The 21111-nt window shown below is 66.9% G+C and carries 21 protein-coding genes; 12 read left to right on the forward strand and 9 right to left on the reverse strand.

Features of this window, described 5'->3' with window-relative positions; all coding sequences use genetic code 11:
* Positions 1-9 precede the first annotated feature (9 nt).
* Positions 10-1035 (reverse strand): class II fructose-bisphosphate aldolase, encoded by a 1026-nt coding sequence (gene fbaA, locus G3T36_RS15375; protein WP_163290678.1) that lies wholly within the window; start codon positions 1033-1035, stop codon positions 10-12.
* A gap of 243 nt (positions 1036-1278) precedes the next feature.
* Between fbaA and glpX the strand changes: the two genes are divergently transcribed.
* On the forward strand, positions 1279-2265 hold the full coding sequence (gene glpX / locus G3T36_RS15380) for a class II fructose-bisphosphatase (RefSeq protein ID WP_163290679.1): 987 nt from the start codon (positions 1279-1281) through the stop codon (positions 2263-2265).
* A 107-nt stretch (positions 2266-2372) separates the two neighbouring features.
* Here the strand turns inward: glpX and G3T36_RS15385 are convergent, their stop codons facing one another.
* A complete protein-coding gene (locus G3T36_RS15385) occupies positions 2373-3719 on the reverse strand; it encodes a DNA recombination protein RmuC (RefSeq protein WP_163290680.1) in 1347 nt (448 codons plus the stop codon).
* Positions 3720-3813: 94 nt separating this feature from the next.
* Positions 3814-4395, reverse strand: a complete 582-nt coding sequence (locus G3T36_RS15390; RefSeq protein ID WP_163290681.1) for an exonuclease domain-containing protein — start codon at positions 4393-4395, stop codon at positions 3814-3816.
* A gap of 111 nt (positions 4396-4506) precedes the next feature.
* On the opposite strand from G3T36_RS15390, the gene G3T36_RS15395 reads away from it, so the two are divergent.
* From G3T36_RS15395 to ychF, 3 genes are all read left to right on the forward strand, one after another.
* The gene (locus tag G3T36_RS15395) at positions 4507-5262 is read left to right on the forward strand and encodes a class I SAM-dependent methyltransferase (RefSeq protein ID WP_163290682.1); all 756 of its coding nucleotides are present in this window, start codon (positions 4507-4509) and stop codon (positions 5260-5262) included.
* A gap of 24 nt (positions 5263-5286) precedes the next feature.
* The gene (locus G3T36_RS15400; RefSeq protein WP_163290683.1) at positions 5287-5673 is read left to right on the forward strand and encodes a VOC family protein; all 387 of its coding nucleotides are present in this window, start codon (positions 5287-5289) and stop codon (positions 5671-5673) included.
* Between the two features lie 64 nt (positions 5674-5737).
* Positions 5738-6811 (forward strand): redox-regulated ATPase YchF, encoded by a 1074-nt coding sequence (gene ychF / locus G3T36_RS15405; protein ID WP_163290684.1) that lies wholly within the window; start codon positions 5738-5740, stop codon positions 6809-6811.
* 92 nt (positions 6812-6903) lie between these two features.
* Here the strand turns inward: ychF and G3T36_RS15410 are convergent, their stop codons facing one another.
* Complete coding sequence (locus G3T36_RS15410; RefSeq protein ID WP_163290685.1) at positions 6904-7653, reverse strand: patatin-like phospholipase family protein; 750 nt, start codon at positions 7651-7653, stop codon at positions 6904-6906.
* A gap of 147 nt (positions 7654-7800) precedes the next feature.
* On the opposite strand from G3T36_RS15410, the gene G3T36_RS15415 reads away from it, so the two are divergent.
* Positions 7801-8262, forward strand: a complete 462-nt coding sequence (locus tag G3T36_RS15415; RefSeq protein WP_163290686.1) for a DUF8821 family protein — start codon at positions 7801-7803, stop codon at positions 8260-8262.
* 1 nt (position 8263) lies between these two features.
* Here G3T36_RS15415 and G3T36_RS15420 read toward each other — a convergent pair whose 3' ends face one another.
* From G3T36_RS15420 to G3T36_RS15430, 3 genes are all read right to left on the reverse strand, one after another.
* Positions 8264-8806 carry a DapH/DapD/GlmU-related protein gene (locus G3T36_RS15420; RefSeq protein WP_163290687.1) on the reverse strand — a complete coding sequence of 181 codons (543 nt, stop codon included), beginning with the start codon at positions 8804-8806 and terminating at the stop codon, positions 8264-8266.
* A gap of 63 nt (positions 8807-8869) precedes the next feature.
* Positions 8870-9517: an alpha/beta hydrolase family protein gene (locus tag G3T36_RS15425; RefSeq protein ID WP_163290688.1), complete on the reverse strand. Its 648-nt coding sequence runs from the start codon at positions 9515-9517 to the stop codon at positions 8870-8872.
* Positions 9518-9593: 76 nt separating this feature from the next.
* Positions 9594-10163, reverse strand: coding sequence for a carboxymuconolactone decarboxylase family protein (locus G3T36_RS15430; protein WP_163290689.1), 570 nt, complete (start codon positions 10161-10163; stop codon positions 9594-9596).
* A gap of 116 nt (positions 10164-10279) precedes the next feature.
* Between G3T36_RS15430 and G3T36_RS15435 the strand changes: the two genes are divergently transcribed.
* The 7 genes from G3T36_RS15435 (at position 10280) to G3T36_RS15465 (ending at position 18755) form a co-directional block, all read left to right on the forward strand.
* Entirely contained in the window at positions 10280-10774 is a 495-nt protein-coding gene (locus tag G3T36_RS15435) for a nucleoside deaminase (protein ID WP_163290690.1), read from the forward strand.
* A gap of 179 nt (positions 10775-10953) precedes the next feature.
* Entirely contained in the window at positions 10954-12177 is a 1224-nt protein-coding gene (locus G3T36_RS15440) for an ROK family transcriptional regulator (protein ID WP_163290691.1), read from the forward strand.
* On the forward strand, positions 12174-13139 hold the full coding sequence (locus G3T36_RS15445; RefSeq protein WP_163290692.1) for a carbohydrate ABC transporter permease: 966 nt from the start codon (positions 12174-12176) through the stop codon (positions 13137-13139). Before G3T36_RS15440 ends, G3T36_RS15445 begins: the two co-directional genes overlap by 4 nt.
* A complete protein-coding gene (locus tag G3T36_RS15450; protein WP_163290693.1) occupies positions 13132-13944 on the forward strand; it encodes a carbohydrate ABC transporter permease in 813 nt (270 codons plus the stop codon). Before G3T36_RS15445 ends, G3T36_RS15450 begins: the two co-directional genes overlap by 8 nt.
* A gap of 54 nt (positions 13945-13998) precedes the next feature.
* Complete coding sequence (locus tag G3T36_RS15455) at positions 13999-15240, forward strand: ABC transporter substrate-binding protein (protein WP_163290694.1); 1242 nt, start codon at positions 13999-14001, stop codon at positions 15238-15240.
* A gap of 84 nt (positions 15241-15324) precedes the next feature.
* Positions 15325-16503 (forward strand): glycoside hydrolase family 15 protein, encoded by a 1179-nt coding sequence (locus G3T36_RS15460; RefSeq protein WP_163290695.1) that lies wholly within the window; start codon positions 15325-15327, stop codon positions 16501-16503.
* The gene (locus G3T36_RS15465) at positions 16500-18755 is read left to right on the forward strand and encodes a glycoside hydrolase family 31 protein (protein ID WP_163290696.1); all 2256 of its coding nucleotides are present in this window, start codon (positions 16500-16502) and stop codon (positions 18753-18755) included. The genes G3T36_RS15460 and G3T36_RS15465 overlap by 4 nt, the downstream gene beginning before the upstream one ends.
* Before the next feature lie 205 nt (positions 18756-18960).
* Here the strand turns inward: G3T36_RS15465 and G3T36_RS15470 are convergent, their stop codons facing one another.
* Positions 18961-19326: an iron chaperone gene (locus tag G3T36_RS15470; protein ID WP_163290697.1), complete on the reverse strand. Its 366-nt coding sequence runs from the start codon at positions 19324-19326 to the stop codon at positions 18961-18963.
* Between the two features lie 218 nt (positions 19327-19544).
* Entirely contained in the window at positions 19545-21044 is a 1500-nt protein-coding gene (locus G3T36_RS15475; RefSeq protein ID WP_163290698.1) for an MDR family MFS transporter, read from the reverse strand.
* Between the last annotated feature and the right edge of the window lie 67 nt (positions 21045-21111).

Genomic DNA, 21111 nt, shown 5'->3' on the forward strand with positions numbered 1-21111 from the left:
CCTCTCCTACTACCTGCCGGAGTGGCCCGCAGAGCCGAGCTGCTGGGTCGCCTCGACGACACGGGCTGCCATCGCGGTCTCAGCCACCTTGCCCCAGGCGCGCGGGTCGTACACCTTCTTGTTACCGACCTCCCCGTCGATCTTGAGCACGCCGTCGTAGTTCGAGAACATGTAACCGGCGATCGATCGGGTGAACGCGTACTGGGTGTCGGTGTCGATGTTCATCTTCACGACGCCGTTGGCGACGGCTTCCGCGATCTCGGCGTCGGTGGAGCCCGATCCGCCGTGGAACACGAGGTCGAGCGGCTTTGGACCGGTGCCGTACTTCTGGGCCAGGCCCTCCTGGATCGTCTTCAGCAGCTCCGGCCGCAACTTCACGTTGCCCGGCTTGTACACGCCGTGGACGTTGCCGAACGTGAGGGCAGCCATGTAGCGTCCATTCTCACCGAGCCCGAGGGCGTCGACCATGGCGATCGCGTCGTCGAGAGTCGTGTAAAGGTGCTCGTTGATGTCGTGGCTGACGCCGTCCTCTTCGCCGCCGACCACGCCGATCTCCACTTCGAGGATCGCGTTGATCGCCTTGGTGCGCTTGATCATCTGTTCGGCGATCTCGAGGTTCTCGGCGAGAGGCACGGACGAGCCGTCCCACATGTGGGACTGGAAGATCGGGTTGCGCCCCGCCTTGACCTCTTCTTCGCTCGCCGCGATGAGGGGGAGGACGAACCCTTCGAGAGCGTCCTTAGGGCAGTGGTCGGTGTGCAGCGCGACCGTGACCGGATAGTTCTTCGCGACCTCGGTGGCGAACTTCGCGAACGCCAGGGCGCCGGATGCGCGGTTCTTCACGGTCTGGCCGGCGAAGTAGTCGGCGCCGCCCGTCGTCACCTGGATGATGCCGTCGCTGCCCGCCTCGGTGAGACCCTGCAGCACCGCGTTGATCGTCTGCGACGACGAGACGTTGAACGCTGGGTACGCGAATCCGCCGGCCTTCGCCTTGTCGAGCATCTCGGCGTACTGATCCGGTGTGGCGATGGGCATTGCGTCTCCTCGACGGTGGTGTTTGGCGGATTGCTCCCAATCATACCGAGGCCGCATTCGGCGGACGCGCGCCGGCCGGGCCTGTGCAGAAGTGGCCGACGCCCAGCGCGCGTGAATGTTTGTGCACATCCGCCGAATGCTGTTCGGTCGCTCGATAAACTGGCACCGTCGCCCGGGTCGTGCGAAGCACAGTCCGGGGCGGTCGCCATCGTCGTCGAACAAATCCGTCCGGGAGGACCCACCGTGAACAGCACCGACACCAGCACGCTCTACATCCACCCCGACCGGAACCTCGCGCTCGAGCTGGTGAGAGCGACAGAGGCAGCGGCGATCCGTGCCACCCCGTTCATCGGCCGCGGCGACAAGAACGCCGCCGACGGCGCGGCAGTGGATGCGATGCGCGCCTTCCTGGGGACCGTCAACTTCGACGGTGTCATCGTCATCGGCGAAGGGGAGAAGGACAACGCGCCGATGCTGTTCAACGGCGAGCACGTCGGCAACGGTCGCGGGCCCGCGTGCGACATCGCCGTGGATCCGATCGACGGCACGTCGCTCACAGCGGCCGGACGCCAGAACGCGCTGTCGGTGATCGCCGTATCCGATCGTGGGACGATGCTCGACGCATCCAGCGTGTTCTACATGAATAAGATCGTGACCGGACCGGAGGGTGTCGGCGTCGTGGACCTGCGCCAGTCGATCGGGGACAACATCCGGGAACTCGCGAAGAAGAAGGGGAAGGACGTCGGCGAGATCCGTGTCGCTGTGCTCGACCGGCCTCGTCATGAGGGTCTGATCGACGAGATCAGGTCGGCGGGCGCGGGGACGCGGCTGATGCTCGACGGGGATGTCGCGGGCGGGATCAATGCGGCTCGCTACGAGTCGCGCATCGACCTGTGCGTGGGGATCGGGGGCAGCCCCGAGGGCATCACGACGGCGTGTGCGATCAAGGCGATCGGCGGCTTCATGCAGGGCCAGCTCGCGCCGCGCGACGACGCGGAACGCGAGAAGGCGCGTGCGGCCGGCCTCGACTACGACGTGATCCTGAGCGCGGACGACATGGTCAAGGGCGACAACACGTTCTTCGTTGCGACGGGCGTGACGGACGGCGGGCTCGTCGAGGGCGTTCGGCGCAAGGGCCCGATCATCCGCACGGAGTCGATCGTCCTGCGCAGCCGGTCGGGCACCATCCGGCGCATCGTCGCCGACCACCTGGCGGAGAAGTGGCTGTAGCCGCGGCCTTTCGCGCGTGTTGTGTCCCACCGCACTCATTCCGTCCCAGCGCACTCGTACGACGTAGTGCGCTCGAAGCTACGAAGTGCGGCTGGCGTTTCGCGTGGCTAGGCGCTCTTGCGAGCGGTGTCGTCGCGGCCGGCGAGTTCGAGCGGCGCCAGCTCGCTGACCAGCTCGAACGCCGTGAGTTCGCGTGGAGCCTCTTCGATGCCGTCGAGAACCCCGATGACCTTGGACTCGTCGAGCGCGTTGAGTTTGCGCGCCGTCGGCAGCACCTGGCGTTCCATGGACCCGACGAAGCCGTTGTAGTCCTTGACGGTCCGCTCGATAGAGCGCCCGAGCTTCTCGATGTGCGACGCGGTCGTCGACAGTCGCGAGTAGAGCTCCCGGCTCAGGTCGAAGAGCACCTTCGCATCGTGCGTGAGCACATCCTGCTGCCAGCTGAACGCAACCGTCTTGAGCACGGACCACAGCGTCACGGGGGAGGCGAGCGCCACGCGCTTGCTGAATGCGAACTCCATGATCGACGGATCCGCCTCCATGGCAGACGATACGAGCGACTCACTCGGGATGAACGCGATCACGAGTTCCGGTGACGCGTCGAGCCCGGCCCAGTAGGTCTTGCTGCCGAGAGTGGTGATGTGATCGCGCACGGCCTTCACATGCTGCTTCAGGAGGGCCTCGCGCTGCGCGGCCTCGACGCCCGTCGCGGTCGCCGGGATCTGGCTCGCCTCGAGGTAGGCGTTGAACGGCACCTTCGCATCCAGGGCGATGCTCTTGCCGCCCGGAAGGTGCACGATCATGTCGGGTCGTCCCGCGCCGGAATCGGAGTGGATGCTCGACTGCACTGAGAAGTCGACGCGCTCGAGGAGGCCGGCGGCCTCGACGACACTGCGGAGCTGCGTTTCGCCCCAGACACCGCGCGTGCTGTTCGACCGCAGGGCGGACGCCAGGGCTTCGGCCGTGCTGCGGAGCCGTTCTTCGCTCTCCGTCGCCGACTTCAGCTGCTGGGTCAGCTCGCCGTGCTGGTGACTGCGCTGTGCTTCGAGTTCGGTGACCTTCTTCTGCATGTCCTGGAGGCTTTCGCGCACCGGAGCCAGCGCCTGGAGGACCTTGCTCTCCGACCGTTCGCGCTCTTCGCGGGCCTGCTGTTCCACGCGGTGTCGATCGACGAGTTCGCGGTACTGGTCCTGCAGCCCGCCGACCTGCTCGCGCAGGGCATCCACCCTCGCCTCGGCCGCCGCGAGGTCGGACCGGATCTCCGCCTGCACCTCGGCCTCCGACGCACGCACCCGCGCCAGCTCCATCTCGTGACGCGCGACAAGCACCGCCGGGTCGTCTGCCGACGCCGCAGGAGCAGCCGTCGCGCGGCTGCGAAGCGCCAGCATGGTGGCGAATCCGCCGAGGATTGCTCCGCCGACGAGTCCGAGGATCAACGCGAGAATGGGGTCCATGGCTTCAGTGTGGCAGCGGCCTCCGACACCGCCTGTTGCAAGCGCCGATAACCGCGAAATCCGTGCATCCGCATCGATCGGATGTTCTAGGGCGTTACGCTGCGACGGCTGTGCCGATGCGTCCGACGCGGGCTGCTGTGGCCGCAGCGAGTTCGGAGATGGTCGAGGCGTCGTGGCGACGTGCGGCGTGGATGATGATCGCGGCGCACGCTTCGGCGTCGGCGCGCGCGTCGTGGTGGTGGAAGTCCTCGAAACCGGCGGCCATCGCCGCGACCGGTAGCCGGTACGAATCGAGGTGGTAGGTCTTGCGCGCCACCTGCAGGCTGCACAGATACGAGAAATCGGGGCAGGGGAGCCCGGTCGCGGCACACGCCGCCCGGATGACGCCCATGTCGAAGCCCGCGTTGTGGGCGACGAGATGGTCGCTTCCGGCGAACTCGACAAGGTCGGGAAGCTGCTCGGCCCAGCCGGCCGCTCCCACCACATCCGCTGCCCGGAGCCCGTGGATGCGCGTATTCCATTCGAAGAATTCGTCGTGCCCGAGCGGTGGCTGGATAAGCCAGCCCGTGCGGTCGACGACGCGGCCCGCCCGCACCTTGATCAGCCCGACGGAGCAGGCGGACGCACTGCTGGAGTTCGCGGTCTCGAAGTCGATTGCGGTGAAATCCAGTGGCACGGTGCCATGGTCGCACGGCCCACCGACGCGACCGTGGAGGATCGCCGCGTGCCGTGAATCCGCCCCCGATCGAGCCGTGAGGACGTCGGTAGCGATGAATAGACTCGGACCATGCGCGAGAGAAATGACGTGACCGCCCACGCACGAGCCTTCGACCGCGCAGCGGACGTCTACGAGGCCGCGCGCCCCAGCTACCCGCAGGCGGCCGTCGACTGGCTCGTGCCGTCCACTGCCAAGCGCGTCCTCGACCTCGGCGCCGGCACCGGAAAACTCACCCGTCTCCTGGTCGATCGCGCGCTGGACGTCGTCGCCGTCGACCCGTCCGCGCAGATGCTCGGCGTCTTCGAACGGGCACTGCACGGCATCCGGACACACCTCGGGTCGGCAGAGGACATACCGCTCGGCGACGCGAGCGTCGACGCCGTGGTGTCGGGGCAGGCCTGGCACTGGGTCGATCCCGTTCGCGCCGTGCCCGAGGTCGCGCGCGTGTTGCGGCCGGGCGGAACTCTCGGTCTCGTCTGGAATTCACGTGACGAATCCGTGGACTGGGTGGCTGAACTCGGACGCCGGATCGGCGGCGACGTCGTCTATGCGCCGGCGAACACACCACCCCGGGTCGGCGCTCCGTTCGGCCCGCTCGAGACATTCGCGGTGCACTGGAAGCAGGAGCTGACGCCCGAAGGCCTGCTCGATCTCGTGCGATCGCGAAGCTACTTCATCACGAAGGAGGCGGATGAGCAGCTCGCCGTGCTCGAATCCGTGCGGCGGCTGGTGGCCGAGCATCCGTCACTTGCCGGTCGCGACACCATCGAGATGCCGTACATCACCGAGTGCTACCGCACCGCACTGCCGATCCAGAACGGCTGAATCGGCCCGGCAGAAAGGATCATCATGTTCCTCGGACTCCGCACCATCGTCTACCCGGCCCCCGACCTCGACGCCAGCAGAGCGTGGTGGACCATGGTTCTGGGCGTTCCGCCCTACTTCGACGAGCCGTTCTACGTCGGCTTCAATCCCGGCGGATACGAACTCGGGCTCGATCCCGCAGCCGACCCGGCGTTCGGCGCCCGAACCTATTGGGGTGTGCGTGACATCGAAGCTGAAGCCGCCCGCCTGGCCGCAGCCGGCGCGGTCGTCGTCGAACCGGTCACCGAGGTCGGGGAGGGGATCAAGCTGGGGATGTTCCGCAACCCTGCGGGGCACCTCATCGGGCTGATCGAGAACCCGGTGTTCGAGGTGATTCCGGTGGCCCTCGACGGCGACGGGACCGGTCGCTGACCGCTCTCCACAGGCTGGCGGATGCGGAACCCGGCCCCCGGCACCGCCGGTAGACTGGACCCCCGTGGCTCTCACTATCGCGATCGTCGGACTCCCCAACGTGGGCAAGTCCACCCTTTTCAACGCTCTCACCAAGAACACGGTCCTCGCCGCGAACTATCCGTTCGCGACGATCGAGCCCAACGTGGGTGTGGTCAGCCTGCCTGACGCCCGCCTGAACAAACTCGCTGAGATCTTCAAGAGTGAGCGCATCCTGCCCGCCCCGGTGTCCTTCGTCGACATCGCCGGAATCGTCAAGGGCGCCAGCGTGGGCGAAGGCCTCGGCAACAAGTTCCTCGCGAACATTCGGGAGGCGGATGCGATCGCTCAGGTCGTGCGCGGCTTCGACGATCCGGATGTCGTGCACGTCGACGGCAAGGTCGATGCTGCAGGCGACATGGAGACCATCAACACCGAGCTCATCCTCGCCGACCTGCAGACCCTTGAGAAGGCTGTGGCGCGCTACGAGAAAGAGGTCAAGGGCCGCAAGCTGGAGCCGATCGTGCTCGAAACGGCTCGTGCCGCACAGGCGATCCTCGACGAGGGCAAGCCGCTCTCGAGCGCATCCATCGACCTGACGCCCATTCGAGAACTGGGGCTTCTGACGGCCAAGCCGTTCATCTACGTCTTCAACGTCGACGAGGCTGTGCTGACCGATGACGCGAAGCGCTCGGCGCTCGCTGCGCTTGTCGCACCGGCCCAGGCGGTTTTCCTCGACGCCAAGCTCGAGTCGGAGCTGATCGACCTCGACGCCGAAGACGCCGCCGAGCTGCTCGCCTCGACCGGCCAGGAGGAGAGCGGTCTCGACCAGCTCGCCCGCATCGGGTTCGACACGCTCGGGCTGCAGACGTATCTCACCGCCGGCCCCAAGGAGTCACGCGCCTGGACCATCCACAAAGGCTGGAAGGCACCGCAGGCGGCCGGTGTCATCCACACCGACTTCGAGAAGGGCTTCATCAAAGCCGAAGTCATCTCGTTCGACGACCTGGTGGAGACGGGCTCCGTTCACGAGGCCCGCGCCAAGGGCAAGGCCCGCATGGAGGGCAAGGACTACGTCATGCAGGACGGCGACGTGGTCGAGTTCCGGTTCAACGTGTGAGGAGCGTCGCCGACTCGTCACTAAGTCCCCTGAAACGCGTCGAATAAGGGGAGTTCGCGCCGACTCGACCACGGGGCGAGATCGGGTGGCGCCTACGCGGCCTGTGGGGTGAGAGCTGCCGCGTCCAGCGCCGCCGCCGCGGCGCGACGTCCCTCGGCGATGAGGCGTGGCACATCGGACATCGTCCACTGGGCCATGCCCTGCATCTCGGGCTGAATGAGGACGACCGAGGGGTCGTTCACCAGGTCCGCGGTGCGGTTGACCGTGCGCATCATGCGAACGTTCTCCCATTTGGCGTGCAGCCGGACCACGATCACGCGGGAGGCACCGAGGTCACGCGCAGCGCTCACCGGAACATTGTCGACCATGCCGCCGTCCGCCAGCCGAGCGCTGCCATGACGCACGTGGGGGAGAAGCCCAGGGATCGCAATCGTCGTACGCAATGCGACGCTCAGCGGTCCGCTGTCGATCGTCACCGCCTGGCGCGTCCGGAGGTCCGTGGCGACCGCGCCGAACGTGCGCGGGAGGTGCTCGATGAGCGGGTCGGTGCCGAAGATGCGGTGCACACTGTCGGTCACCGCGTGCGTATCGAGCAGCCCCAGGCGCGGGACGAGCGACCAGCGCGCGATCGCATTCCAGCGGAACGTCAGGGCGGCCTTCTCGATCACCGCCGGCTCGAATCCTGCGGCGTACGCTGCGCCGACCAGTGCGCCCGAACTCGTCCCCGTCACGATTCCCGGGTACACGCCTCGTTCGGCGAGCAACTGCAGCACGCCCACGTGGGCCGCGCCGAACGCACCTCCGCCGCTGAGGGCGAGACCGAGGGTGCGATCATCGCCCACGGCATTCCTCCACATCTCAATGTTCGTTGAGAATTTAACAGGATGTGGATGGGAGATATCTGTGCGGCCGCCCCGACGCCGGCTCCGCCGCGACGCCGAGGCGCCCTGCGCTACGGTGGGACCGAACGCACCTGACCAGGAGGATGCATGCCGTACGTCGTCGACTTCGTGAACGTCTCCACCGAAGGGCTCGAGTCGTCTCCGGTCGCCCCGGCGCTCGCCGGGTTGCGCGCGAACGAGGCGCGGTACTTCCGGAACAAGTACGACCATGTCTTCACCGTCAGCACTGCGGACGAGGCTCCCGAAGCGCTCGACTGGGTGACGCGCATCCTCAAAGACGAACGCGACATCGTCATCGCATCCCGCCCCCTCGAGGTGACCGCCTTCGAAGTCGAGGGCATCCGGATGGCCTACGTGTTCTACGAGTCCGGGCTGTCGATCAACGCCATGTACACGATCGAGGACGCGGGGAAGCGAGCGGTCGGGTTCAAGCTCGCCGAAGGGATGGAGGTCCCCGAGGAACTGTCGAACTTCAAGTTCGCCCGACAGAAATCGAAGCTGGCGGGGGTCATCCGCGGCTCCTACTTCGTCATCAAGGGTGAGTACTGACTCACCACTGTCGACGCACAGCCGCCTTCGCGCCGGCCACCAGAGTCGCCGCCGGCACGTCGTCCGCAACGATCGCTCCCGCCGCGATCACCGCGTCGCGTCCGATCGTGACGCCCGGCAAGATCGTGGCGCCCGCACCGATCCACACGTTCTCGGCGACATCGATGGGTCCGCCCGTGAGCCACATCCGCCGCTCGTCGGTGTCGACCGGATGGCCGACCGTGATGAAGGTGACGCGAGGTCCGACCATCACGCGCTCAGCGAGCCGGATGCCCGCGTAGTCGAGGAACGTGCAGTTCTGATTGATGAACACCCGCCCCACAAGCTCGAGGTTCAAACCGTGGTCCGTGAAGAACGGCGGGTAGATCGTCACACGCTCGGGCAACGGCCGCCCCAGGATCTGCTCGAACAGCGCGGCCTTGCCCGCTTCGTCGTCGAAAGGCAGGACGTTGAGGCGCGACGTGAGCTCGGTCGCACGAAGCACGCGCTCCGACATCGCGCGGAACTCGGGACTGTGGATGCGCATGAGAAGGTCGCTGGACACTCAACGATCCTCGACCTCGGCAGGCCACGTCGACGGGCGGACACGCCCAGCCACGCGCATCCCTCAGCTGACACCGCCGACGAACCCGGCGACGGATGTGGTCACGAGTTCGGCGACACCGCGCGCGTTCAGCGGGGCTGAGGCAGCCACCTTCATGCCGTGGTCCGCTCCCGGAACCGGGACGATCCGGATGTTCGATCGAGCGCCCACCTCTGAAGCGAGCATTGCTGCAGTGCCGAAGGTATCCCGCTCTCCTTGCAGCACGATCACCGGAACCCCGGGGGTGAGCAGTTCGCTGAGCCGCGACTTCTCCGGGCTGCCGGGCGGGTGCAGGGGGAACGCCAGGCAGACGACTCCGACAGCTCCGACGGATGCCGCCGTCCTGCACGCCACTCGGGCTCCTGCACTGCGACCGCCGACCACCAGGGGCAGTCCGTCTGCGAGCTCGGTGACGACCGGCGCCGTCTCCAGCCACGCGATGTCGAGCGATGGCGGGCGCGCCGCCACCCGTCGCCCGGCGACCCGCCAGGGCTGCTCGTAACGCACCACCGTGATCCCTTGCGCCGGCAGCGTGCGCGCCAGTGCCGCCAGGTCGACCGCCCCGATGCCGCCGCCCGCGCCATGGCCGAGCCAGAGCACGGAGCTCGGCGCATCCGCGGCGTCCACGACCAGCCGGCCGGGGCCGAGCGAGGTCGGCACGTCCACATCCATGAGTCCGACCGTACCCGCCACGCGCACCCGGTCACCAGTCGGAGGCGATCGCAAACGGTGTTCCGAGCGTCCGTGTCTAGAGGGGCGCGAGCAGCGCATCCTTCAGGCTGTCGCTGAGCTCGGGGAAGTCGTCGACCTCGACGGCGAGGGCCTGGATGGCGCGGCTGTAGTAGTTGCGCGCGGCGGCCGCGAGCGCCACATCCACGATCTCGCGGTCGCTGAGGCCGAGGTCGCGGAGGCGCTCGCTGTCCGCCTCGGTCATCGTGTCGGATGCGCGGCTCACCTTCTCGGCGAACTCCATGATCGCGACTTCCTGCTCCGGCAGCCCGGCATCGTGGTAGTCGCGGGCGATCCGTTCGAGCTCGTCCTCCTCGATGTACGCGAGTGATTTTCTGCCGTGAGCGAGCCGGCAGTGGACGGAGCGCGTGCCGAGCGCCGCGGCCAGGGTCACGAGTTCGAACCGGCGTTTGTCCATCGGGCCCGCGATGGCGCGCATGAGGTCTTTCCAGGCGGCGAACGCCTCGGGGTTGACCGTCAGCACCTTGGTGTGGCTGGCCACGTAGCCTTGCTCCCGGATGTCGCCGGCGTAGAACTCGGCGACACGATCGGTGACTTCGTCCTCGCGGGCGACTGCGATGATCGACATGAGGATACCTCGGATCTATTGCCTGCTCCCATGCTCTCACCTAGGGCTCCTCGACGGAATGTGTCAGCCCTGCAGGGCGGGCGTAGAGTCGGCGATGGAGGCTGCAGAGTGACGACATGGCTATCGACGAATCCGACCTGAGGTTCCTCGCGCGCGCCGTCGAGTTGGCGCGCGAAGCGCTCGATGCCGGCGACGAACCGTTCGGTTCGGTGCTCGTCGGCGGTGACGGCCTCGTGCTGCGTGAGGACCGCAATCGGGTGAGCGGGGGCGACGAGACCCTTCATCCCGAGTTCGAACTGGCACGCTGGGCGGCGCGCAACATGGTCGCGGAGGAGCGCGCAAGCGCGACTGTCTACACATCGGGGGAGCACTGCCCCATGTGCTCGGCCGCACACGCCTGGGTCGGGCTCGGGAGAATCGTCTACGCGGCCTCGGCGGCACAAACCAGCGGATGGCGCGCCGCACGGGGTCTTCCCGCGGGACCGGTCGAGAGCCTACCCATCTCTGTCGTCGCACCCGGGGTCCCGGTCGACGGACCGGCCCCGCAATTCGAAGCCGAACTCCGCGACCTGTTCGAGCAGCTCGCGATCCGTTCGCTTCGCCGCGGGTAGCCGGAGACGTTCCCTCGCGATTGCTCGCCAATCTATCGGCGAGCAATCGAACGCGACTGCGAACTTATTGGCAACCAACCCGGGCAAAGCGCGGATTGCCGACGCAATCCGGGGCTGGGGCTTGACGAATGTCAGAACTATCTTTTATGGTTTATTTAGTCCTAAACAAAAGGTAGGCAATGGCGCTCACATCCCCGTCTCGAACAGACGTCAACCGCTCGGCGATCCTCGCGCACCTCGGTGCCCAGGGCCCCGCATCCCGCGCGGATCTCGCACGGATGCTCGGTGTATCGCCCGCGCTGGTGACACAGCTGACCAAAGACCTTCTGGCCGACGGGCTGATCCAGGAGCTCGACCACTCGCCGTCGCAGGGCGGCAGGCCGGCGCGGATGCTCGGGGTCGTCGCCGACACCGCTCGCGCCATCGGAGTCAAGGTCGTCGCCGACCACGTGGCGTTCGTCGAGGTGAGCATCGACGGCAGCGTCATCCGCAGTGCGACCGAACCGTTCGACGCGCTCTCGACGCTCGCCGTCACGAACCTCGTCGAGCTCGCTCGGACCTTCATCGATGGCGGTGGTGACACCCCACTCCTCGGGATCGGCGTCGGCATCCCGGGTACCGTCGACGAACAGGGTGTCGGTGTCATCGATTCGACCCAGCTCGGCTGGAACCAGGTTCCGCTCGGGGCCGCGCTTCGACGGTCCCTGGGCCTCCCGGTCGTCGTCGACAACAACGTGAACGCACTGAGCATGGCGGAACGCCTGTTCGGCCAGGGCCGGTCGTGCCCCGACTTCCTCGTCGTCACGATCGGAACCGGCGTCGGAGCCGGCATCGTCTCGGGCGGCTCGGTTCTTCGCGGGCGTTCGGGCGGGGCCGGCGACGTCGGGCACATCCCGGTCACGGATGGCGGCCCGCTCTGCCAGTGCGGGAACCACGGATGCCTCGAAGCCTTCGTGGGGGAGAGCGCACTCATCGCACGCGCCGCAGAAGCCGGCGTGATCACGCCTGACGAACCGATCGCAGCCGTCACACGTGCGGCCGTGGACGGCGACCAGCGGGCGAGGGACATCTTCGCCGATGCGGGTCACCTGCTCGGTCGAACCCTCGCCGGAGTCGTCAACGTCCTCGATCCCGAACTGGTCGTGGTGCTCGGCGAGGGTGTGGCGGCCTGGGAGTTCTGGGCGCCCGGCTTCGAATCGGCGCTGCGCGCATCCCTCGTCCCCGGAAAACGCGGAGTCGAGGTCGCAGTCGAGACCTGGCAGGACGACCGGTGGGCGCAGGGGGCTGCGGCACTCGTGCTCGCGACGTCGTTCGATTCGGATGGCGTGGCCGGCGAACAGGGCCGCCTCGTCCGCGAACGCCTGGTCGCCAATTCGCGCATCCCGGAAGGTGTGTCGCGATGACTCTCTCAGCAGCGCGCGTCGCGGCGTCGGCCGAAGCGCCGCCAACCGCAGAACGGGCCAGCGAACGCGCACCGCGCAGGCGTTCGCCGAAGCAGCGCGTGAAGTATGCGCTGACCATCGCCCTCTTCCTCCTGCCGAGCCTCGTCCCTCTGCTCGCGTTCATCATCGGGCCGATGATCGCGGCGGCCTGGACCAGCCTTCACTCCTGGAACCTCATCGGACCGATGAAATGGGTCGGACTCGACAACTACAGGACCTTGCTCACCGATCCGGGCACCCAGCAGGCCTTCCTGCACACGGTCTACTACATTGTCGGCTACCTTCCGCTCGTCTACATCGGCGGACTGGCGCTCGCTCTCGCGCTCAACGCGAAACTCAAGGGACGGGCGCTCCTGCGCGGCGTCTACTTCCTCCCCGTCGTGACCAGCTGGGTCGTCGTCGCGCTGGTGTGGCGCTGGCTCCTGAACCCGAGCGTCGGAATCGTCAACTGGGCGCTGAGCCTGATCGGCATCCAGGGTCCCGGCTGGTACACCGATCCTGCCTGGTCGATGCCCTCGATCATCCTCGCGTCGGCCTGGAAGGACCTCGGCTTCGTGATGGTCATCCTGCTGGCCGGCCTCCAGACGATCAACCCCGACCTGTACGAGGCGGCCGAGATCGACGGGGCGGGTTGGTGGCGCCGGCTCTTCAGCATCACGCTGCCGATGCTGTCGCCATCCACCTTCTTCGTCATCGTCCTCTCCCTGATCAACGGCTTCCAGGTGTTCGACCAGGTGTACGTGATGACCGGCGGCGGCCCGAACAATTCGAGTCGCGTGGTCGTGCAGGAGGTCTACGATCTCACCTTCCGCTACGGCCAGGCCGGAATGGCCTCTGCGCTGTCGTGGCTGCTCTTCATCGTCATCCTGATCATCACGCTCATCCAGTTCCGCGGGCAGAAGCGGTGGGTGAACTATGCGTAACCGAATCGGCCGGATCAGCCTCTACGTCGTCATAACCGTCGGCGCGCTGATCATGGTGTTCCCCTTCGTGTGGACCGTCATCACCTCGGTCAGCCCGGGTGCGAGCCTCACGACCACGCCGCAGCTGCCCGAGCATCCGTCGCTCTCGCCGTACGCCGAGCTGTTCCAGCGCGTCCCGTTCGGCCAGGTCATCGTGAACAGCATCATCATCGCGGTCGCCGGGACAGTGCTCCAACTGGTCACGAGTGCGCTCGCCGCCTACGTCTTCGCCCGCATGCCGTTCCGTGGCAGGGGAGCGATCTTCGTGGTCTACCTCGCAACGATGATGATCCCGTTCCAGGTCCTGATCGTGCCGCTGTTCGTCGAGATGAAATCGCTCGGCCTCATCAACACCTACCTGGGTGCGATCCTGCCGACCATCGCCTCGGCGTTCGGTGTCTTCCTCCTCAGGCAGGCCATGAACACCGTTCCGTACGAGCTCGACCAGGCCGCCACCCTCGACGGCGCAGGGCATTTCCGGGTCTTCTTCCAGATCATGCTGCCTCTCATCCGGCCCGCTCTCGCGACCCTCGCGGTGTTCGCCTTCCTCAATACCTGGAACAGCTTCCTCTGGCCGCTCATCATCCTGCGCGACCCGACGATGCAGACGCTTCCGGTCGCGCTCTCGAGTCTGCAAGGGCAGTACTCGACGCAATGGGACGTCCTGATGGCCGGTTCGGTCATCAGCATCATCCCGATGTTCGCCCTCTACGTCTTCGCCCAGAAATACATCGTCCAGGGCGTCGCCGGCACCGGTCTGAAATGACCCGGCCACACCAGTCACAACCCCGCACCACATATCGAAGGAGATAGCACTCACATGAAAAAGCAGCTCGTCGCGGCCGTAGCGGTCGCGGCATTCGCAGCAATCGGGATGACCGGCTGCAGTTCGTCCGGAAGTTCGGACGGCGGCAAGGCCACCATCACCTACTCGAACTTCATATCGAACGGGGGCAACGAGAAGAACCTGACGACGATCGTCGACGCGTTCGAGAAGGCGAACCCGAACATCACCGTCAAGGTGAACACCACCGACTACGCCAACTACTTCACGAAGCTGCAGACCGATCTTGCGGCCGGGACGCAGGCCGACGTCTTCGACGTCGACACCGGCAGCTACTCCAACCTCCAGGCGGATGGCGTGCTCGCCCCGCTCTCGGGCGTCGACGCCTCGAAGTACCGCACGTCGCTGCTCGACACGTACAAGAAAGATGGCAAGCAGTACGGACTCCCGACCTCGTTCTCGAACGTCGTGCTGTTCTACAACAAGGCACTCTTCGACAAGGCCGGCGTCGCGTACCCGACCGATTCGTGGACGTGGGCTGATGAGAAGGCTGCGGCGAAGAAACTCACCGACAAGGCGGCCGGGGTCTGGGGCGACTTCCAGCCCATCACCTACAACGAGTTCTCGAAGGTCATCCAGCAGACCGGCGGTTCGTTCCTCTCCGACAACGGCAAGAAGTCGGCGTTCAACGATGAGGCGGGCAAGCGTGCGATGGCGTGGCTCACGGACAAGAGCGGCGTGACCATGCCGACCGCAGCCGCAGGGGCGAACACCCCGGACTTCGACTCCGGCCTGTTCAAGGCGGGCAAGCTCGCGATGTGGCACACCGGCATCTGGATGTTCAGCTCGCTTGGCACGCTGCCGTTCGGCTGGGATGTCGCGGTGGAGCCCGGTGACACCCAGAAGGCGAGCGCGACGTTCTCCAACGCGGTCGTCGTGTCGAACGATTCGAAGAACAAGGAAGCGGCCCAGAAGTTCGCCGACTACCTGGCGAGCTCGAAGACCACGGTCGACGTGCGCCTGAAGGCCGGGTGGGAGCTTCCGACCGTCGCCGACGACGCCGCGTTGAAGCCGTACCTGACCGCCGGAGTGCCGGCCAACCGCCAGGCCGTCTTCGACTCGCTGAAGAAGGTCGCGGTCGCGCCGAACCTCGGCCCGAACTCGCAGAAGATCCAGGACACGGTCACCAACGCGCTCGGCGAGGTGGCTGCCGGTCGCCAGTCGGCGGATGACGCTCTCAAGGCGACAGCCTCGACCGTCGACGGCCTGCTCAAGTAACACAGCACTCCATGGTTGCCCCGTGGCTCGGCCCTCAAGGCCGGGCCACGGGCACCTCCCCCAACTTCTCCAAGAAAGACAGCGATGCCCTCCGTCTCCACTTCGCCGGCCGTTCGCCTGACCGCGCTCGATCCCGCCGTAGCCCGTCTTGTGCGATCCAGCCACAGCCTGATAGCGGGGCTCCAGACACCCGAGGGCGCATATCCCGCAAGCCCCGCGTTCCCGGCTTACGAGGGCTATTGCTGGTTCCGCGATGGCGCGTTCATCGCGGATGCGATGTCCGCCTACGGCGATGACGGCTCGGCGACAGCTTTCTTCGACTGGTGCGCGCAGGCGATCGTCGCCCGACGCGACCACATCCACTGGATCGTCGACGAGACCCGGGTCGGTCGACCACCGTCGGGCGAGCGAATGCTGCCAGCCCGCTTCACGTACGCCGGCGAGGACGGCGCCGATGAATGGTGGGATTTCCAGCTGGACGGGTACGGCACCTGGCTGTGGGCGCTGGGCCAGCATCTCGGCCGATTCGAGATCGACGCATCGCCGTGGCTCCCCGCCGTGGAGCTGACAGTCGACTACCTGCTCGCTTCGTGGTCGCGGCCCTGCTACGACTGGTGGGAGGAGCACAGCGAGGCCGTCCACGTCTCGACGCTTGCCTGCATCGCGGCCGGGCTGCAGGCCGTGGCGGATGCGGGACTCGTCGACCCTCCGAGGGCCGAGGCGATCGTGGCAGCAGTCCGCGACATCCGAAACCTGATCGAGACCCGGGGCGTGCGCGATGGGCACCTCGTCAAATGGCTGGACGTCGCGGCGGTCGACGGGAGTCTCGCCTCCGCTATCGCCCCTCTCGGACTGGTCGACGCGACGAGCGACCTCGCGGGACGAACTGTCGACATCATCGAACGCCATCTCACCGTCGGAGGAGGCGTGCACCGCTACCTCGGGGACACGTTCTTCGGCGGGGGCCAGTGGCCACTCCTGAGCTGCTTCCTCGGGCTCGCGCATGCGGCTCGCGGCGATCGCGACCGGGGCGCCGAGTTGCTGGCCTGGGCCGTCGCGACAGCCAACGCGCAGTCCGAGATTCCCGAACAGGTCGATCACCACCTGATCGCGCCCGGAATGCGTCAGGAGTGGGTCGACCGGTGGGGTCCGGTCGCAACACCGCTCCTCTGGAGCCACGCCATGATCATTCGTCTCGCGGTCGAACTTGCCGCAGACGACACCGATGATACCCACGACACGCACGAAGGAAGCGCCCGATGATCCGTCACCGACCGCACGGCTCCGGCCATCCGTACTCGACCGACACCGAGGAGCGCTCGCCCGCGGTCCCGGAGGCAGGATCTCCCGTGACGCTCGGTGTGCGCACCGGCGGACCGATCGTGTCCGTCTCGTGCGAACTGGTCTGGGCAGGCGACGACACGACCGAGAGCACCGAGATCCTCGACCTCGAGCCCGTGGTCCGGTCCTCGCGTGGCCAGACCGTCGACGGAGGTCATCTGGCCTCAGCGCAGGCGCGGCTCGGGCGGGCAGCCGGCGGATGGCAGACGGTCGTACCCGGGATCCGGGCGGGCGGTCGCTACCGTTACCGGTTCGCCGCGGTCCGCGGCGACGAGGGCGTCGAGCGGACGCGATGGTTCACCTTCCGCGCCGCGGAGTGGCGTGCGGCGGATGCCGCGATCGCGACCGTCGGAACGTCGCGTGTCGTGCCCGGCTCGGTCTCGGTGCTGCACGACGGGGAACGCGCGGTGCGGGTCCGTTTCACGATGCCGCTCGGAACGACTGAGCACGTCACCGGGCTCGGTGAGCGCTTCGACGCCCTCGATCATCGCGGAGCCCTCGTGGACTCCGTCGTCTTCGAGCAGTACAAGAACCAGGGCGCCGAACGAAAGACCTACCTGCCGATGCCGTTCGCCCACGTCGTCGGCGGCGACGGCTGGGGCTTCCACATCCAGACCTCCCGCCGGTGCTGGTTCGATTTCGGCCGAACGGCGCCCGACACGATCGCCGTCGAGGCCGAACTCGACGCGACGGTGGACGGCGATGGTTCGTTCGACGGGGTGATCGGTGTGCGGTTCTTCGACGGACGGCCGACGGAGGTGCTGCGGGCATTCCTCGACGACGTCGGCTCGCCGAAGGAGCTCCCGTCGTGGGTGTTCCGGCTCTGGGCCAGCGGCAACGAGTGGAACACCCAGGCGGAGGTGTTGCGCCAGATGAACCTGCACCGTGACCACGGCATCCCCGTTGGTTCGGTGGTGATCGAGGCGTGGAGCGACGAGAGTACCTTCACCGCCTTCCGCGACTCGCGGTACGCCGTGAACGCGGATGGCGCACCGCACCGGCTGGCTGACTTCGAATTCCCATCCGACGGTGCCTGGCCGGATCCCCAAGGCATGGTCGACGAGTTGCACCGCCGAGACATCCGGGTGCATCTTTGGCAGATCCCTCTGATCAAGATGCGGCCGCACCCGGTGGGCCAGACGAAAGCGGATGCCGAAGCGGCAGTTCGCGAGAACGTCCTGATCAGGGAACTCGCGCCCGACGGGAGCCTTCGTCCGTACCGCAACCGCGGCTGGTGGTTCCCCCTCGGCCTCATGCCGGATCTCACCGACGAACGCGCAGCGCGTTGGTGGACGGACAAGCGTCGCTACCTTGTCGACGAGGTCGGCATCGACGGTTTCAAGACCGACGGCGGCGAACACGCGTGGGGCAGCGATCTGGTCTACCTCGACGGGCGACACGGGGACGAGAAGAACAACACCTTCCCGGTCGCCTACGCGAAGGCGTATGGCGATCTCCTCGAGTCCACCGGCAAGGCCCCGGTGACGTTCAGCCGGGCCGGCTTCACCGGGTCCCAGGCTCACGGAGCGTTCTGGGCCGGAGACGAGAACTCCACCTGGCAGGCGTTTCGCTGGTCGATGCTGGCGGGGCTGTCCGCTGCGGCCAGCGGAATCGTCTACTGGGGCTGGGATCTCGCCGGATTCTCCGGCGACGTGCCCGAAGCGGAGCTGTACCTGCGCGCTGCAGCAGCATCCACGTTCGTGCCGATCATGCAATATCACTCGGAGTTCAACCACCACCGCTTGCCGTCGCGCGACCGCACGCCCTGGAACATGGCTGAACGCGCCGGGGACCCGAGGATTCTGGACGTGTTCCGTGGCTTCGCCGAGCTGCGCGAGCGGCTGGTTCCTTACCTGGCCGAACAGGCTGCAGTGACGATCGCAACGGCTCGGCCCCTGATGCGCCCGCTCTATTTCGAGTACCCACACCTCGACGGAGCGTGGGATGCGCAGCCGCAGTGGCTGCTCGGCGACGATCTGCTCGTGGCCCCCGTGCTGGAGGCCGGGAGAACCGCCTGGCCGGTCCTCGTACCGGACGGCGCCTGGGAGAATGCGTGGACCGGTGAGGTGGTCGCCGGACCAGTGACCGTCGACGTGGCAGCGCCGATCGACCGCATCCCGGTGTTCATCCGTGCAGAGGCCGCCGACCGTCTCCGGGCCGTCTTCGGTCGCTAACCCGCACCCGGAGTCGCGAATGGTTGTCTGGAGCGCCCAATGGCGACTATCTGGCAACCAATCTGCGCGGGGACGACGCGAGCAGACGAGCGGGGGCGATTGATCGCCAAATATTGGCAACCAATCGCCTGCAGCGCCGAACTATCGGCAGGCAAAACCTCGCGCCCGCTTCCGCGGCCGCGTACAGACGCGGCGCGCGACTCGATCAGCGCTCATCGAGCGCGGCATCGACTTCGCGGATGCGCAGGTCGACGATTCGGCGGACGGTCGCTTCGCTGAGCGGATGCGCGGGGTCGAAGTGCACCGTGGCCCCCGAGATCGACCCCTCGTCCAGCGAGCCGGCGAGGGTTTTCGCGGCCGACGGACTCATCAGCAGCAGGCTGCATTCCTTCGCCGTCGCTGACAGTCCGACGAGACCGCGCCCGCGGTACCGGAAGATGGGGACGCGGTAGCTGATGACCTGTTCGACGTCGGGGATGGCCGCGACCAAACGGTCGCGCACCTCACGGAGTGCAGTGCCGAAAGGCTCTGGCATCCGCTGAAGATACTCGTCGACGGTTGCTGCTTCCACTCCGCGCGCCATCGCACTAGTTTGACCCGAGCGCACGCGTAGGTACTAGTGCGATCGGACAAAACGAGTGCGATCGGACAAAACTCGTGCGGTGGCGCGACAAAACGAGTGCGATCGGACAAGACTCGTGCGGTGGCGCGACAAAACTCGTGCGGCCGGACAGAACGCGCGGGCCCGTGGGTAGCCGCGCCGGCGCCCGACAGCCTGGCGCGTGCCGGTCAGTGCGCGAAGGCGAGATCGGCGGGCACGTCCGCCGGCTTGCGGATGAAGAACGCCCCCACCACACCGAAGACGGAGATGATCGCGCCCGCGAGGAATGCCATACGGACTCCGCCGGCGGCGGCGGCATCCGTCGAAGCACCCCCGGCGGCCAGGGCAGCGGTCTGAGCGGACATGATCGCGACGAACAGCGCGGTCCCCGCAGCGCCGGCGACCTGTTGCACCGTACCGACGAGCGCGCTCGCGTGTGAATACAGGTGCGGAGTCACCGCGCCGAGCCCGGCCGTGAACAACGGAGTGAACATCAGGGCAAGACCGATGCTCAGTACGATGTGCGCGGCGAGCAGCAGGTAGGGCGATGTGTTCTCGGTGACCATGGTCAGAGTCCACATCACCGCGCTCACCAGGATCGATCCGGGTACGACGAGCACCGTGGGCCCGAACCGGTCGTACAGGCGGCCGACGAACGGAGCGAGCAGGCCCATGATCAGGCCGCCGGGCAGGAGGAGCAGCCCGGTCGCGAGCGGCTGGAGGTGCAGGACCTCCTGCAGGTAGATCGGCAGCACGATGATCGTCCCGAAGAGCGACGCGGTGCAGATCGCCATCAGCACGATGGCGACGGTGAAGATCGGAAAGCGGAACGTGCGCAGGTCGAGAAGCGCGCGGTCCTTGCGCTGCAACAGCAGCTGACGCGCGATGAACGACGCCAGCGCGATGACACCGACTCCGAGCGCGACCCACATCCCGACGTTGACTCCGTCGACCATGCCCGGCACATCGCCGCCCTGGCCGACCTGGGTCAGTCCGTAGATGAGGCCGCCGAAGCCGAAGGCCGAGAGGATCACCGAGAACACATCGATCGGGACCTTCTCGGGCTCCGAGACGTTCTCGACCCGACGGATGCCGATCAGCAGCATGATGAGGGCGATCGGGAGGACGAGGATGAAGATCCACCGCCACGACAGCGAGTTCAGGATCAGACCCGAGATCGTCGGGCCGATGGCGGGCGCGACCGAGATGACGATGGAGACGTTGCCCATCGTGCGCCCCCGGCTCGCGGCCGGGACGAGGGTCATGAGGGTCGTCATCAGCAGGGGAAGCATGATCGCGGTGCCGGACGCCTGGATCACACGGCCGACGAGCAGCACCGGGAAGCCCGGAGCGATCGCGGCGGTCAGGGTGCCGAGTGAGAACAGCGACATCGCGGCGATGAAGATCGGCCGGGTGTTGAACCGCTGCAGCAGGAAGCCGGTGATGGGGATCACCACGGCCATGGTCAGCATGAAGGCGGTCGACAGCCACTGCGCGGCGATCGCCGTGATCTGCAGGTCAACCATCAGCTTGCGGATGGCCACGCTCATGATCGTCTCGTTGAGGATGACGATGAATGTCGCGGACAGCAGCAGCCAGATCACCCGGTTGTTGCGCTTGGTGTGATCGGGTGTGGCGACCGGCGCTTCGTCGATCACGTCGACGGGGGAGGCCTCATTCTCAGTCACGAGTTCCACAGTATCGAGAGCCACCGACACCGTGCGTTGCGGGCAGGTTAAGTCTGCCGATGTTCAC

Origin of the sequence: Leifsonia tongyongensis (assembly GCF_010686705.1) — a bacterium.
Taxonomy (GTDB): domain Bacteria; phylum Actinomycetota; class Actinomycetes; order Actinomycetales; family Microbacteriaceae; genus Diaminobutyricibacter; species Diaminobutyricibacter tongyongensis.

Bases quoted from the DNA above. Each gene is read 5' to 3' on its own strand.
- fbaA (WP_163290678.1), bottom strand. From the start codon at position 1,035: ATGCCCATCGCCACACCGGATCAGTACGCCGAGATGCTCGACAAGGCG.
- G3T36_RS15385 (WP_163290680.1), bottom strand. From the start codon at position 3,719: ATGGACCCCATTCTCGCGTTGATCCTCGGACTCGTCGGCGGAGCAATC.
- G3T36_RS15395 (WP_163290682.1), top strand. From the start codon at position 4,507: ATGCGCGAGAGAAATGACGTGACCGCCCACGCACGAGCCTTCGACCGC.
- G3T36_RS15400 (WP_163290683.1), top strand. From the start codon at position 5,287: ATGTTCCTCGGACTCCGCACCATCGTCTACCCGGCCCCCGACCTCGAC.
- G3T36_RS15415 (WP_163290686.1), top strand. From the start codon at position 7,801: ATGCCGTACGTCGTCGACTTCGTGAACGTCTCCACCGAAGGGCTCGAG.
- G3T36_RS15425 (WP_163290688.1), bottom strand. From the start codon at position 9,517: ATGGATGTGGACGTGCCGACCTCGCTCGGCCCCGGCCGGCTGGTCGTG.
- G3T36_RS15430 (WP_163290689.1), bottom strand. From the start codon at position 10,163: ATGTCGATCATCGCAGTCGCCCGCGAGGACGAAGTCACCGATCGTGTC.
- G3T36_RS15435 (WP_163290690.1), top strand. From the start codon at position 10,280: ATGGCTATCGACGAATCCGACCTGAGGTTCCTCGCGCGCGCCGTCGAG.
- G3T36_RS15440 (WP_163290691.1), top strand. From the start codon at position 10,954: ATGGCGCTCACATCCCCGTCTCGAACAGACGTCAACCGCTCGGCGATC.
- G3T36_RS15445 (WP_163290692.1), top strand. From the start codon at position 12,174: ATGACTCTCTCAGCAGCGCGCGTCGCGGCGTCGGCCGAAGCGCCGCCA.
- G3T36_RS15450 (WP_163290693.1), top strand. From the start codon at position 13,132: ATGCGTAACCGAATCGGCCGGATCAGCCTCTACGTCGTCATAACCGTC.
- G3T36_RS15455 (WP_163290694.1), top strand. From the start codon at position 13,999: ATGAAAAAGCAGCTCGTCGCGGCCGTAGCGGTCGCGGCATTCGCAGCA.
- G3T36_RS15460 (WP_163290695.1), top strand. From the start codon at position 15,325: ATGCCCTCCGTCTCCACTTCGCCGGCCGTTCGCCTGACCGCGCTCGAT.
- G3T36_RS15465 (WP_163290696.1), top strand. From the start codon at position 16,500: ATGATCCGTCACCGACCGCACGGCTCCGGCCATCCGTACTCGACCGAC.